12 protein-coding genes are annotated in these 14,434 nt (G+C 74.3%); 10 read left to right on the forward strand and 2 right to left on the reverse strand.

Features of this window, described 5'->3' with window-relative positions; translation table 11 throughout:
• Positions 1-9 precede the first annotated feature (9 nt).
• Positions 10-1,710, forward strand: a complete 1,701-nt coding sequence (locus AAG589_RS09530; RefSeq protein ID WP_430566985.1) for an MDR family MFS transporter — start codon at positions 10-12, stop codon at positions 1,708-1,710.
• Positions 1,707-2,150 (forward strand): DUF4233 domain-containing protein, encoded by a 444-nt coding sequence (locus AAG589_RS09535; protein WP_430566986.1) that lies wholly within the window; start codon positions 1,707-1,709, stop codon positions 2,148-2,150. Before AAG589_RS09530 ends, AAG589_RS09535 begins: the two co-directional genes overlap by 4 nt.
• Before the next feature lie 33 nt (positions 2,151-2,183).
• Here AAG589_RS09535 and AAG589_RS09540 read toward each other — a convergent pair whose 3' ends face one another.
• Positions 2,184-2,555: a hypothetical protein gene (locus AAG589_RS09540; protein ID WP_430566987.1), complete on the reverse strand. Its 372-nt coding sequence runs from the start codon at positions 2,553-2,555 to the stop codon at positions 2,184-2,186.
• Positions 2,556-2,853: 298 nt separating this feature from the next.
• A complete protein-coding gene (locus AAG589_RS21250; protein WP_446719697.1) occupies positions 2,854-3,192 on the reverse strand; it encodes a type IV toxin-antitoxin system AbiEi family antitoxin domain-containing protein in 339 nt (112 codons plus the stop codon).
• Between the two features lie 235 nt (positions 3,193-3,427).
• Between AAG589_RS21250 and ndk the strand changes: the two genes are divergently transcribed.
• From ndk to ffh, 8 genes are all read left to right on the forward strand, one after another.
• On the forward strand, positions 3,428-3,895 hold the full coding sequence (ndk, locus tag AAG589_RS09545) for a nucleoside-diphosphate kinase (RefSeq protein ID WP_430566988.1): 468 nt from the start codon (positions 3,428-3,430) through the stop codon (positions 3,893-3,895).
• Between the two features lie 137 nt (positions 3,896-4,032).
• Positions 4,033-7,626: a chromosome segregation protein SMC gene (gene smc, locus AAG589_RS09550; protein ID WP_430566989.1), complete on the forward strand. Its 3,594-nt coding sequence runs from the start codon at positions 4,033-4,035 to the stop codon at positions 7,624-7,626.
• A 4-nt stretch (positions 7,627-7,630) separates the two neighbouring features.
• Positions 7,631-7,957, forward strand: a complete 327-nt coding sequence (locus AAG589_RS09555; protein ID WP_430566990.1) for a hypothetical protein — start codon at positions 7,631-7,633, stop codon at positions 7,955-7,957.
• A gap of 66 nt (positions 7,958-8,023) precedes the next feature.
• Positions 8,024-9,196, forward strand: coding sequence for a signal recognition particle-docking protein FtsY (gene ftsY / locus AAG589_RS09560; RefSeq protein ID WP_430566991.1), 1,173 nt, complete (start codon positions 8,024-8,026; stop codon positions 9,194-9,196).
• Positions 9,197-9,363: 167 nt separating this feature from the next.
• Positions 9,364-10,638, forward strand: a complete 1,275-nt coding sequence (locus AAG589_RS09565; RefSeq protein ID WP_430566992.1) for an ammonium transporter — start codon at positions 9,364-9,366, stop codon at positions 10,636-10,638.
• Positions 10,635-10,973, forward strand: a complete 339-nt coding sequence (locus AAG589_RS09570; protein WP_079576166.1) for a P-II family nitrogen regulator — start codon at positions 10,635-10,637, stop codon at positions 10,971-10,973. The genes AAG589_RS09565 and AAG589_RS09570 overlap by 4 nt, the downstream gene beginning before the upstream one ends.
• Position 10,974: 1 nt before the next feature.
• Positions 10,975-12,756 (forward strand): [protein-PII] uridylyltransferase family protein, encoded by a 1,782-nt coding sequence (locus tag AAG589_RS09575; RefSeq protein WP_430566993.1) that lies wholly within the window; start codon positions 10,975-10,977, stop codon positions 12,754-12,756.
• A gap of 45 nt (positions 12,757-12,801) precedes the next feature.
• Entirely contained in the window at positions 12,802-14,418 is a 1,617-nt protein-coding gene (gene ffh, locus AAG589_RS09580; protein WP_430566994.1) for a signal recognition particle protein, read from the forward strand.
• The last annotated feature ends 16 nt before the right edge of the window (positions 14,419-14,434 follow it).

The raw sequence follows: 14,434 nt of genomic DNA on the forward strand, positions 1-14,434 counted from the left end.
GTGTCCCACATGAGCCACGCCGCTCCTGTCGCGCCGGACAAGCCCGTCGTCGTCCTGACGCAGCGCACCGTCTGGCTGATCTTCGGCGCCCTGATGGCGTCGATGTTCCTGTCCTCCCTCGACCAGACGATCGTCGGCACCGCGATGCCCACCATCGTCGGCGAGCTCAACGGCGTCGAGCACCAGGGCTGGGTCGTCACGGCCTACATCCTGGCCGTCGCCATCGGCATGCCCCTGTACGGCAAGTTCGGTGACCTCATGGGACGCCGCTGGCCGTTCCTCGTCGCGATCGGGCTGTTCACGCTCGCCTCCGTGGGCGCGGCGCTGTCGCAGAACATGATCGAGCTGGTCCTGTGGCGGGCCGTCCAGGGCCTCGGCGGTGGCGGGCTGATGATCCTGTCGCAGTCGATCATCGCCGACATCGTGCCGGCCTCCGAGCGTGGCAAGTACATGGGCCCGCTCGGCGCCCTGTTCGGCATCTCGGCCGTCTTCGGGCCGCTCCTGGGCGGCTGGCTCACCGAGGGCCCCGGCTGGCGCTGGACCTTCTGGATCAACCTGCCGGTCGGCGTCGCGGCGTTCGTCGTCGCCTGGTTCGCGCTCAAGCTGCCCTCGCACCGCTCGTCGCGCCCGGTCGACTGGGCCGGCATCGTGACGATGGCGATCGCCACGACCGGCATCGTGCTCGTCACCAGCTGGGAGTCCCTGTCGTCGTCCGGCTACGACTGGACCGACTGGCGCCTGTCCGGGCTCGTCGTGCTCACGCTGGCCGCGGTGGCGGGCTTCATCGTGGCCGAGACGCGCGTCGCCGAGCCGCTGATCCCGCTGCGGCTGTTCAAGAACCGCACGTTCACGATCACCACCCTCATCGGCCTCGTGCTCGGCATGGGCATGTTCTCCGCGATGGCGATGATCCCGACGTTCCTGCAGATGTCCACCGGCGCGGGCGTCACCGAGTCGGGCTGGCTGATGCTCCCGATGATGGCCGGCATGATGCTGACCTCGATCGTCTCGGGTCTCGCGATCTCCAAGACGGGCAAGTACAAGGCCTACCCGGTGGCCGGCCTGATCGTCGTGGCCCTGGCCATGGTCTGGCTGACCCGCCTGTCCGGCGACATGTCGATGTGGACCTTCGGCGCGATGATCTTCACGCTCGGCGCCGGCATGGGCCTCGTGATGCAGACGATCGTGCTCGCGGTGCAGAACGCCGTCGACCCGCACGAGCTCGGCACGGCCACCAGCTCGAACAACTTCTTCCGCGAGATCGGCGCGGCCGTGGGCTCCGCCCTGTTCACGACGATCTTCACGACCCGCCTCACGGACAACCTCACCGACGTCTTCGCCGGGGCGCCCGGCGGCGCCGGAGGGGCGGGCGAGGCGAGCCTGACGCCGGCCGCCGTGCAGCAGCTCCCGGAGCCGCTTAAGACCGGCGTCATCGACGCCTACGCCGACGCCCTGGCGCCGTCGTTCTGGTACCTGGTGCCGCTCGTCGTGGTCGGCCTCGTGCTGGCGCTCTTCCTGCCCGTGATCAAGCTCTCCGACATCGCCGGCATGGTGGCGCGCGGCGAGGCGGTCGCGGACCCGGCCAAGGCGGGGGCGCTCGACGAGCCGCCGGTCGTCGACGGCGCGGACGAGGTGGCGGCCGCGGCGGTCGGAACTCCCGACGACGACGGTCCCGGGACCCGCGAGCGCGCGGATATCGTGGGGTCGTGAGCAAGAAGGACGACCGTCCCCGCCCGGGGGACCGCATCAAGCCCCGCAAGCCCGCCAAGGTGCAGTTCACGTCGATGATGCTGCAGCTGGAGGCGTTCGTGGTGCTGTTCGCCGGTGTCGCCCTGTACGGGCTGCGCAACTCCGGCTACGAGCGCGGTCCCCTGGTCATCGAGTCCCCGGTGGCCCTCTGGGCCGTCATCGGCGTGCTGTTCGTGGTGCTGCTGGTGATGTCCCGGATGGTCGGCACCCCGATGGGGTACTACGCGGGGACGGTCGTGCAGGTGCCGGTCCTGGCGATGGGCCTGCTGCTGCCGATGATGTTCGTCGTCGGCGTGGTGTTCGTCGCGATGTGGGTCGTCTCGCTGCGGCTGGGCGGCCGCATCGACCGGGAGCGCGCGGAGTACGACGCGCAGCATCCGGAGACCGCCCCGAACCTCTGATCGGACCTGCCTCCCACCAAGCGATCTGTCGCGTCATTCGTCCGAATGACGCGACAGATCGCTTGTTCGTTCGTCCGACGACCGCCACCCGGCCCGGCGTAGCCGGCCGGCGATCTCCTCGCCGAGCCGACCGGGCACCCGGAGGTCGTCGGCGGTGGCTCGTTGGACGACGACCCCACCGTCGGCCACGAGCGCGTTCTGGCGGACACGGTCCGAGTAGACGGCGTCGAGCGACCCGTGGACCTCGGCGCCGTCCATCTCGAGAAGGAACCACCGCCCGTCGGGGAGGTGCCACACGAGGTCGCCCCGGCCGATGAACCTTCCGTCCGGTGAACGGAAGTCTCGCTGGAGGTCGTCGGGCGGGACACCGGCGTCGAGGCACTCCAGGCGCGCCCAGGTCTCCAACGGGGACTCCGCCCGACCGTCGACCAGCCGCCACCACGGATGGGTGCGCTCCACGCCACGTGGTCCCCGGGCGAGGTCGTGCGCAGCCTCGACCCCGGCACGGGTGACACGGCCGCGTGCACGGCGTTGTCGAGAAGGGCGACGGCGTGCCGACGGCCGAGGTTCGGCACCGCCTGAGCGAGCGCGTGCACGACGGGAGCGACCCGGCGACCGCGCACGAGCTCGGTCGGCAGCGCGGCGTCGTACTGCCTGACCTTGATGCCGTCGCGGGCGACGCGCGGAAGCCCGCCCGGGAGCATCACCTCTGGAGAGATGTGGACGGGCAACCCCTGGACCCGTGGAGCGCCAGGGCGGACTGCCCGACGGCGATCGCCGTCGGGCCGTAGGCGAGCAGCCCGAACCATGCGGCACGGCGACGGCGATGGTCGAAGAGATCTCGTCGTTCGCGGTGGTCCACGGGCACGGGATCGGTGTCGTAGACGGCGGTGCACAACCGGACCCAGCGCCCTTGCCGCACCATGCGGGCCAGTCCGTCGATGGACATCTGGGCCGTCTCGCACTGGCGGGTCGTGACGAGACCCTCCTGTCGCGCGGCCAGAGCCAGGAGCGTCGGCGGTGGCGGGGTGAGCGGTCTCATGGTGCGAGCCGACCACCCCGGCGGTGCCGGCGGACCGCGCCGAGTCGCGACCTGTGGACCGGGTCACGGGTCGGCGCCCTGTGGACAGCCTCTGTCCGGCCACGACTCCGGCCTTCCACCAAGCGATCCCTCGCGGCACAGGGGCTGATGACGCGAGGGGTCGCTTGCTGGAAGGCAGTGGACGTCAGGCGTCGGGCGTCCGGGAGGGGGTCCGGGCGCCGATAGGCTCTCCGTCATGACCGACGTCGCAGACACCACCCTGCCCGCCGAGCCGACCACCCCCGCCGTCGAGCGCACCCTCGTGCTCGTCAAGCCCGACGGCGTGCGCCGCGGGCTGTCCGGCGAGGTGCTCCGGCGCATCGAGGCGAAGGGGTACACGCTCGTCGCGGTGGAGCTCAAGCAGGCCACGACCGAGCTCCTCGCCGCGCACTATGCCGAGCACGAGGGCAAGCCGTTCTACCAGCCGCTCGTCGACTTCATGCTCTCCGGCCCGACGCTCGCCGTCGTCGCCGAGGGGCAGGGCGTGATCCCGGGCTTCCGCTCGCTGGCGGGCGCGACCAACCCGACCGAGGCGGCCCCCGGCACGATCCGCGGCGACCTGGGCCGCGACTGGGGCCTCAAGGTGCAGCAGAACCTCGTGCACGGCTCCGACTCGCCCGAGTCCGCCGCGCGCGAGATCGGGCTCTGGTTCCCGAACCTCTGAGCTCCCGCACCTCTGAGCTCCCGCACCTCCCGCGCGACGACGCACGGCCGGGCCCGCACGGGCCCGGCCGTCGGCGTCTCGGGGCGGGACCGGCCCAGTTCCGCGGATCCGCGGCGCCCGGCGGTTAGGCTCGCCGCGTGCACCTCAAGACGCTCACGCTCCGCGGCTTCAAGTCGTTCGCCTCGGCGACGACGCTGAGCCTCGAGCCGGGCATCACGTGCGTCGTCGGGCCGAACGGCTCGGGCAAGTCGAACGTGGTCGACGCGCTGTCGTGGGTGATGGGGGAGCAGGGCGCCAAGTCGCTGCGCGGCGGCAAGATGGAGGACGTCATCTTCGCCGGCACCTCCGGCCGCCCGCCGCTCGGGCGGGCGGAGGTGTCCCTGACGATCGACAACACCGACGGCGCGCTGCCGATCGACTACACCGAGGTGACGATCTCCCGCACGCTGTTCCGCAGCGGCGGCTCGGAGTACGCGATCAACGGCAGCTCGTGTCGCCTGCTGGACATCCAGGAGCTGCTGAGCGACTCCGGCATCGGCCGCGAGATGCACGTCGTGGTCGGCCAGGGCCAGCTCGACGCCGTGCTGCGCGCCACGCCCGACGACCGCCGCGGCTTCGTCGAGGAGGCCGCGGGCGTCCTCAAGCACCGCAAGCGCAAGGAGAAGGCGCTGCGCAAGCTCGAGGCGATGCAGGGCAACCTGGCACGCCTCACGGACCTCACGGCCGAGCTGCGTCGCCAGCTCGGCCCCCTCGGGCGGCAGGCGGAGGCGGCGCGCAAGGCGCGCACCGTCCAGGCGGACCTGCGCGACGCGAAGGCCCGGCTGCTCGCGGACGACCTGGCCCAGCTCACCGCCCAGATGGCGCAGGAGCGGGCCGACGAGGCGGCGCTGCGCGAGCGGCAGCGGGACACCGAGCAGGGGCTGGAGCGGGCGCGGGAGCACCTGGCGCGCCTGGAGGTGGCGGCGTCGGCCGCCGTCGCGGACGCCGGGCGCGCCGCCGACGCGTTCCACGCCCTGGGCGCGCTGCGCGAGCGCCTGCGCGGGCTCGCCACGCTCGCCGACGAGCGGGTGCGCCTGCTCGGCGCGGCGGAGCCCGAGCACCGCGGCCAGGACCCGGCCGACCTGGAGGCGCAGGCGGAGCGCGCGCGGGCCACGGAGGCGGAGCTCACCCGGGAGGTCGAGCTCGCGCGTGCCGCGCTCGAGTCCGCGGTGGTCGCCCGCACCGACGCCGAGAAGGCGGCGGACGCCGCGGAGCGCGAGCTCGCCACGCTCCACCGCGGCGCCGCCGACCGCCGGGAGGGGCTCGCCCGGTTGTCCGGGCAGGTGGCCGCGCGCCGCAGCCGCGTCGAGTCCGCGGACGCCGAGCTGGAGCGCGCGCGAGAGGTCGTCGCCGAGGCGGAGCGCCGGGCCGAGGAGGCGGCGCGCGAGTTCGGCGCGCTCGAGGTGCAGGTCGTGGGCGCCGAGGAGGGCGAGGAGGACCTCGACGCCCGGCACGAGGAGGCGGCCGCGGCGCTGGCGGACGCCGAGACCGCGGTTCGTGACCTCGAGGCCCGCGCGGCGGAGGCCGAGCGGGACCGCGCCACCTGGAGCGCGCGGGTCGAGGCCCTCGAGCTGAGCCTGGACCGCAAGGACGGCGCGGGCGCCCTCCTCGCGGACGCGGCGCCCGGCGTGCTCGGCTCGGTCGCCGCGCTGCTCGGCGTCGAGCCCGGGTACGAGGACGCGGTGACGGCGGCGCTCGGGCCGGTCGCGGACGCCGTGGCCGTCCGCGACCTGGACGCGGCGGTCGACGCCCTGCGCCGGCTGCGCAACGACGACGCCGGCCGCGCCGGGCTCATCGTCGGCGGCACGGACGGCGGCACCGACGGCGGCGCCTCGGGGAAGTCCGCGGTCCCTGCGGACCTGCCCGACGGCGCGCGGCGCGCGGCCGACGTCGTCACGGTGGCCGGGCCTGCGGCCGCCCCGCTGCGCACGCTGCTGCGCGACGTCGTCGTGGTGGACGACCTGGCGCAGGCGCGCGCGCTGGTCCAGGCGGCGCCCGGCGTCGTCGCCGTGACGCGGGCGGGCGACCTGCTGGGCGCGGCGCGGGCCTGGGGCGGGTCGGCGGCCGCGCCGAGCGTGCTGCACCTGACGTCCGCGCTCGACGAGGCGAAGGAAGGGCTCGACGACGCGGCCGCGCGCGGCGAGCGCTGCCGGTTCGAGCTGGTCGGGGCGCGCGAGGCGCTCGAGGAGGCGCAGGCGGCGCACGACGCGACGCTCGCGCGGCTGCACGAGTCGGACGCCGCGCTCGCCGCCGTCGCGGAGCAGCTCGGCACGCTGGGCGCGGCGCACCGGTCCGCGCTGGCCGAGGCCGAGCGCCACCGCGCGACGCTGGCCCAGGCGGCCGAGCGGCGCGAGGCGGACGAGGCGGAGCTCGCGGAGCTGACCCGGCGGCTGGAGGTCGCGGAGGCCGAGCCGGCGCAGTCGCAGGAGCAGGTGGCCGAGGCGCAGGCCGCGCGCGAGGCGGCGCAGGAGGCCGCCACCGCCGCGCGCGCCGCGGAGACCGAGGCGCGGCTGGAGCTGCGCACCAGCGAGGAGCGGGCCCGCGCCGTCGCCGGCCGTGCCCAGGGCCTCGCGCGGGCCGCGGCGCAGGAGCGCGCCGCGCGCGAGAAGGCGGAGCGCCGGGCGGTGCAGCGCGCGGCCGAGGCGCGGACGGCGGCCGCGGTGCGCGACGACGCGGGCGCGGCGCTCGGCGTCCTCGCCCGCTCGATCGAACGGGCCCAGGCCGAGCGCGCCGCCGCCGACGAGGAACGCGCCGCGCGGCAGCAGGAGCTCGAGGCCGTCCGCACCGACGCCGACCGGCTCGCGGGCGAGCTGCGCGACCTCACCGACGTCGCGCACCGCGACGAGGTGGCCCGCGCCCAGCAGGTGGCCAGGCTCGAGCAGCTGCAGGCGCGCGCCGTGGACGAGCTCGGCAGCGACCCCGACGTCCTCGTCGAGGAGTTCGGCCCGCACCGCGACGTCCCGGTGACCCGGCCGGCCGACGCGCCCGAGGACGACCCCGACCCGGAGCCGGTGCCCTACGTCCGGGCCGAGCAGGAGAAGCGGCTCGCGACGGCGGAGCGCGCGCTGGCCCGCATCGGCGCCGTCAACCCGCTGGCGCTGGAGGAGTTCGCGGCGCTCGAGGAGCGGCACCAGTTCCTCACCGAGCAGCTGGCGGACCTCAAGAAGTCGCGCCAGGACCTGCTGCACATCGTCGAGGAGATCGACGAGCGGGTGCAGCAGGTCTTCGCCGAGGCGTTCCGCGACACCGCGGAGCAGTTCGAGCGGGTCTTCGGCCGGCTCTTCCCGGGCGGCGAGGGGCGCCTGGTGCTCACCGAACCGGGTGATCTTCTCACCACGGGCATCGAGGTCGAGGCCCGGCCGGCGGGCAAGAAGGTCAAGCGCCTGTCGCTGCTGTCCGGCGGGGAGCGGTCGCTCACGGCGGTCGCGTTCCTCGTGTCGATCTTCAAGGCCCGGCCGAGCCCGTTCTACGTGATGGACGAGGTGGAGGCGGCGCTCGACGACGTCAACCTCGGCCGGCTGCTGGAGATCTTCCGCGAGCTGCAGGAGGACTCCCAGCTCATCGTCATCACCCACCAGAAGCGCACGATGGAGGTCGCGGACGCGCTGTACGGCGTGACGATGCGCGGCGACGGTGTGACGACCGTCATCTCCCAGCGGATGCGCGAGACCGTCGCTGCGCGGGGAGAATAGCGCCATGCTCACGTTCGTCCTCTGGGTCCTCGGGTCCCTCGTTCTCGCCGCGGTGGTGTTCCTCGTGGCCAACGTCATGGAGCGTCGTGAGGGTCAGGACGACGAGGCCCCGGGCCTCGGCCGGTTCCTGCGCGACTTCCGGTCCGGGCTCCGGCGCAAGCGCGCCGCGCCTCCCGCCCCCGTCGAGACGGGCATGGACGAGTTCTTCGCCGCCACGATCGAGGACGCCCCGGGCTACGTCGACCCGGAGGAGCTCACCGAGGCGCTGCACCGCGCCCGCCTGCAGGCCCGCAGCTCGTGGCACGTGGGGACCGTCCGCAAGCCGGAGTGACGTCCCGCACCGGGGCCGGGCGGCCGCTCCCGCGGCGCGGTCGCGCGCTTCTGGGAGACTGTGCGCGTGACTGATCTGCTCTGGCTCTGGATCCTCCTCGGTGTCGTCGTCGTGGTCGGCGGCGGCGCCGCCCTCCTGGTCCCGCGGTCGCGTCGCCGGCGCGCGGACCACCGCGCCGGGGGGTCGACGACGCTCGCGCCGCCCGCCGCGGAGGCCCCCGTCGCCGAGCCCGGGACCGAGGCGCCGGAAGCCGTCGCGCCCGAGGACGCCGCTCCCGTGGCCCCCGTGCTCGAGACGCCCGAGCCGGTGGCCGGACGCCTGGTGCGCCTGCGCGACCGGCTCGCGCGGTCGGGGTCGCCGCTCGGTGCGCGGCTCCTGAGCGTCCTGTCCCGCGACCACCTCACCGAGGACGACTGGGACGAGCTCGAGGAGACGCTGCTGCTCGCCGACATCGGCGCCGGGCCGGCGGAGGAGCTGCTGGAAGCCCTGCGCACCCGGGTGCGCGTGCTCGGCGTGCGCGACCCGAAGACCGTGCGCGACCTGCTGCGCGAGGAGCTGCTCAAGGTCGTCGACCCGTCGCTGGACCGCGAGGTCGCCACGACGGGACCGACGGGCGACGACGGCGCGCGGCTGCCCGCCGTCGTGCTCGTCGTGGGAGTCAACGGCACGGGCAAGACGACGACCGTCGGCAAGCTCGCCCGCGTGCTGGTCGCGGAGGACCGGTCGGTGGTGCTCGGCGCGGCCGACACGTTCCGCGCGGCGGCCGCCGACCAGCTGCAGACCTGGGGCGCCCGCGTGGGCGTGGAGACGGTCCGCTCGGACCGCGACGGCGCCGACCCGGCCGCGGTCGCGTTCGACGCGGTGAAGCGCGGCAAGGCCGACGGCACCGACGTCGTCCTCGTCGACACCGCCGGCCGCCTGCAGAACAAGGCGGGCCTCATGGACGAGCTCGGCAAGATCACCCGCGTCATCACCCGCGAGGCGCCGCTCGCGGAGGTGCTGCTGGTGCTCGACGCCACGACCGGGCAGAACGGCCTCAACCAGGCGCGCGTCTTCGGCGAGGTCGCGGGCGTCACGGGCATCGTGCTCACCAAGCTCGACGGCACCGCCCGCGGCGGCATCGTCGTCGCCGTGCAGCGGGAGCTCGGCGTGCCGGTCAAGCTCGTGGGCCTGGGGGAGGGCCCGGACGACCTGGCTCCGTTCGACCCCGAGCAGTTCGTGGACGGCCTGCTGGGCTGAGCGCCGCCGCACGCCGCGGCCGCCCTCGACGAGGCCCCGTTAACGCAAAGTTGACGCGTGACGGGGCCTTGTCACACCCACGAAACACCAGAACAGTCCAGGCGAAACCCCGCCCGACCACGGTAGTGCCCGACCCGGCCGCCCGGCTGGTGAGGGAGGAACAACTCATGGAGCTGGACACCGGAGCAACCGCGTGGATGCTGATGTCGGCATCTCTCGTGCTCCTGATGACCCCTGGACTCGCGCTCTTCTACGGCGGGATGGTGCGCGGCAAGTCCGTCCTGAACATGATGATGATGTCGTTCGGCGCGCTCGCCGTCGTCGGCGTGATCTACGTGCTGTGGGGCTGGTCGATGTCCTACGGCGCGGACCTCGGCGGGATCGTCGGCAACCCGTTCGACCAGTTCGGTCTGTCCGGCGCGATCTACGACGCGAACGGTGAGTTCCTCATCGACGACTTCGGCGTCCCGAGCATCGTGGGCGTGGGCTTCCAGGCCACGTTCGCCATCATCACCGTCGCGCTGATCTCCGGCGCGATCGCCGACCGCGCGAAGTTCGGCACCTGGATGGTCTTCGTGGCCGTCTGGGTCACCCTCTGCTACTTCCCGATGGCGCACATGGTCTGGGGCGGCGGCCTGCTGTCCGGCGACGGCCCGTTCGCCTCCATCGCGGCCCCGATCGACTTCGCCGGCGGCACCGTGGTGCACATCAACGCCGGTGTCGCAGCGCTCGTCCTCGCCCTGGTGGTGGGCAAGCGCAAGGGCTTCGGCTCCGAGCCGATGCGTCCGCACAACCTGCCCCTGGTCATGCTGGGCGCGGCTCTCCTGTGGTTCGGCTGGTTCGGCTTCAACGGCGGCTCGGCGTTCACCGCCGACGGCTTCGCCGGCCTGGCCTGGGTGAACACGACCGTCGCCACCGCGGCCGCGGTGCTCGGGTGGCTCGTGGTGGAGAAGCTGCGCGACGGCTCGGCGACGTCGCTCGGCGCCGCGTCGGGCGTCGTGGCGGGCCTCGTCGCGATCACCCCGGCGGCCGGCTCCGTCAGCCCCGTCGGCTCGATCGCCGTCGGCGCGATCGCGGGCGTGCTGTCCGCCTACGCGGTGGGCCTCAAGTACAAGCTGGGCTACGACGACTCGCTCGACGTCGTCGGCGTGCACCTCGTCTCCGGCCTCTGGGGCACGGTCTCCATCGGCTTCCTCGCCACGGAGACGGGCCTGTTCTACGGCGGCGGGCTCAACCAGCTCGCCGTGCAGGCGATCATCGCCGTCGTCGCGGTCGTCTTCTCCGGCGTCGTCACCTACCTCATCGCGATCGCGCTCAAGGCGGTCATGGGCTGGCGGGTCTCCGAGGAGGCCGAGGTCGCCGGCATCGACCTGGCGGTGCACAGCGAGACCGCGTACGAGACGATCCAGCAGGGTTCCGTCGCTAAGGAGATCCGCGCATGAAGCTCGTCACCGGAGTCATCCAGCCCCACCGTCTGGACGACGTGAAGTCCGCCCTCGAGGCCGCGGGCATCCGCGGCATGACCGTCAGCGAGGCCAGCGGCTACGGCCGCCAGAAGGGCCACACCGAGGTGTACCGCGGCGCCGAGTACACCGTCGACCTGGTGCCGAAGGTGCGCGTGGAGGTCCTCGTCGCCGACGAGGACGCGCCCACCGTCGTGGACGTCGTCGTCAAGGCCGCCCAGACCGGCCGGATCGGCGACGGCAAGGTGTGGACCACCGCGCTCGACGACGTGGTGCGGGTGCGCACCGGCGAGCACGGCGACGCGGCCCTCTGAGGTGGTCGACGCCGTCGGCGGGCAGGTCGGCGCGCTGCGCGCGGACCTGCTCGCCGTCGCGGACGGCCTCACGGGGCCGGGCCGGTCGGGCGTGGCGCGCCGCACGACGCTGCAGCAGCTCGTCACCGACCGGCTCGCGCCGCTCTACGAGGCCGCCACGGCGGACGTGGACCCGGCCGGCATCGCGCTCGCCGCGGTCGGCAGCCTGGGCCGCGGCGAGCTCGGCCCGCTCTCCGACCTCGACCTCGTGCTCGTGCACGACGGGCGGACCCACAAGCCCGACGAGCTCGCCCGCGTCGCCGAGGCGCTGTGGTACCCGCTGTGGGACTCCGGCGTCGACATCGACCACGCCGTGCGGTCGCTGAGCCAGACCCGCCGGCTCGCCTCCACCGACCTGCCCGCCGCGGTGGGCTGGCTGGACGTGCGGCCGGTGGCCGGCGACGCCGTCGTCGTGCACCGGGCGGCGTCGGCGATCCTCACCGACTGGCGCTCGGCGTCCCGGCGCCGGCTGCCCGAGCTGCTGCACAGCGCCCGGGACCGGGCCGAGCGCGCGGGGGAGCTGGCCTACCTCATCGAGCCGGACCTCAAGGAGTCGCGCGGCGGCATCCGCGACGCCGTCCTGCTGTCGGCGCTCGCGGCCACGTGGCTCACGGACCGCCCGCACGGACGGGTGGACCGGGCGCACGCGCACCTGCTGGACGTGCGCGACGCGGTGCACGTCGTGACGCGGCGCCGGTCCACGAAGCTCCTGCTCGCCGACCTGGACGAGGTGGCGGCCCGGTGCGGGCACGACGACCCGGACGAGCTGCTCGCCAGCCTCGCCGAGGCGGGCCGCGAGATCTCCTACGCGCTGGACTCGACGGTGCGGCGCGCCCGGCAGGCGCTGCAGCGCCCGCCCGTGCGCCGGCCCGTCATGGTGCGGGGGCGCAGGTCCGCGCCGCGGCTGCGGTCCGTGGGCGACGGCCTCGTGGAGCACGACGGCGAGCTGGTGCTGGCCGTGGGCGCGCACCCGGCCGAGGACCCGCTGCTGCCCCTGCGCGCGGCCGCGACCGCGGCGCGCACGGGGCTGGTGCTCTCGCCCGTGACCGTGCAGTCCCTGGCGGAGTCCCCGCCGCCGTCCGTGCCGTGGCCGCCCGCCGCACGGTCCGCGCTGCTCACGCTGCTGGCCGCGGGGCCGGCGCAGGTGCCGGTCTGGGAGGCCCTCGACCTGGCCGGCGTGGTCACGACGTGGATCCCCGAGTGGGCGGGCGTGCGCAACCGCCCCCAGCGGGCCGCGATCCACCGGCACACCGTGGACCGGCACCTGGTGGAGACCGCGGCGCGCGCCGCCAAGGTGCGCCGGCAGGTCGCCGCCGACGCCGGCGTCGCCCCCGCGCCGGCGGAGCAGCTTCTGCTCGCCGCGCTGCTGCACGACATCGGCAAGCGGCGCGGCGCCGCGGATCCCGACCACTCGGTGGAGGGCGCGCGGATCGCGCCGGGCATCGTGCGGCGCACGGGGTTCGACGAGGCCGTGGCCCGCGACGTCGGGATCGTCGTGCGGCACCACCTCACCCTGGCGCGGCTGGCGACGACGGCCGACCTCGAGGACCCGGCCACGGTCGCGGAGCTCCTCGACGCCCTCGAGCACCGCGCCGACCTGCTCGAGGCGGTGCGGGCGGTGACGGAGGCGGACGCGTCGTCGCTGGGCCCGGCGGGGTGGACGGCGTGGCGCGCGAGCCTCGTCGACGACCTCACGGCCCGGGCGCGCGCGGAGCTCTCGGGAGGGCGCCCGGGCGACCGGTAGGCTAGGTGGCCGCACCCCTCGACAACCCCCGTAAGGACCTGCCTGGTGTTCAACTCCCTGTCGGACCGGCTCACCGCGACGTTCAAGAACCTGCGCGGGCGGGGCCGGCTCTCCGAGGCGGACATCGACGCGACCGTGCGCGAGATCCGCCGGGCCCTCCTCGACGCCGACGTCGCCGTGCCGGTCGTGCGCGAGTTCACCGCCGCCGTGCGCGAGCGCGCGCTGTCGGCCGAGGTGTCGGGCGCGCTCAACCCGGCGCAGCAGGTCGTCAAGATCGTCAACGACGAGCTCGTCGCGATCCTCGGCGGCCAGACGCGCGCGCTGCAGCTCGCCAAGACCCCGCCGACGGTCATCATGCTCGCGGGCCTCCAGGGCGCCGGAAAGACGACGCTCGCCGGAAAGCTGGCGCTGGCGCTCAAGGAGCAGGGGCACACGCCGCTGCTGGTCGCCGCCGACCTGCAGCGTCCCAACGCGGTGACCCAGCTGTCCGTCGTGGCCGAGCGCGCCGGCGTGCCGGTCTACGCGCCGCACCCGGGCAACCAGGGCGCGGAGACCGACGTCGTCATCGGCGACCCCGTGGGCGTGGCCCGCGACGGCGTCGCCGAGGCGAAGGTCAAGCAGCACGACGTCGTCATCGTCGACACGGCCGGCCGGCTCGGCGTCGACCACGTGCTCATGCAGCAGGCCGCGGACATCCGCGACGCCGTCCAGCCCGACGAGGTCCTGTTCGTCATCGACGCGATGATCGGCCAGGACGCCGTGGCCACGGCGAAGGCCTTCGAGGAGGGCGTCGACTTCACCGGCGTCGTCCTGTCCAAGCTCGACGGCGACGCCCGTGGCGGCGCGGCGCTGTCGGTGGCCACGGTCACGGGGCGTCCCATCATGTTCGCCTCGACCGGTGAGAAGCTCACCGACTTCGAGGTCTTCCACCCCGACCGCATGGCCTCGCGCATCCTCGACATGGGCGACGTGCTCACCCTCATCGAGCAGGCCGAGAAGGCGTTCGACGCCGAGGAGGCCGCCAAGATGGCGGCCAAGGTCGAGAAGGGCGAGGACTTCACGCTGTCCGACTTCCTGGTGCAGATGCAGCAGATGAAGAAGCTCGGCTCCATGAAGAAGATGCTCGGGATGATGCCGGGCATGGGCCAGATGCGCGAGCAGCTCGAGAACTTCGACGAGCGCGAGGTCGACCGCGTCCAGGCCCTCATCCAGTCGATGACGCCGGCCGAGCGCGACAACCCCAAGATCATCAACGGCTCGCGCCGCGCCCGCATCGCGCGCGGCTCCGGCCAGACGACGACGGCAGTCAACCAGCTGCTCGAGCGGTTCGGCCAGGCGCAGAAGATGATGCGCCAGATGAGCAAGGGCGGCGGGATGCCGGGCATGCCCGGCGGTGTGCCCGGGATGCCGGGCATGCCGGGCGGCGGCAAGAAGTCGCGCGGCAAGCAGGCGCCGTCGAAGAAGGTCAAGGGCAAGTCGGGCAACCCCGCGAAGCGGGCGCAGCAGGAGCGCGAGGCGATGCAGCGCGCGCTCGGCGGCCCCGCGGGCAAGCCGTCGGCCCCCGGCTCCGCCTTCGGCGTGGGCGGCGGGGAGCCGTCCGAGCAGGACCTCTCGAAGGTCCAGCTCCCGGACGGCCTCGACAAGCTGCTCGGCGGCCGCTGACCCGCGCCCGCACGGC

The sequence above is a fragment of the Isoptericola sp. F-RaC21 genome, assembly GCF_038593535.1.
Taxonomy (GTDB): Bacteria; Actinomycetota; Actinomycetes; order Actinomycetales; family Cellulomonadaceae; genus Isoptericola.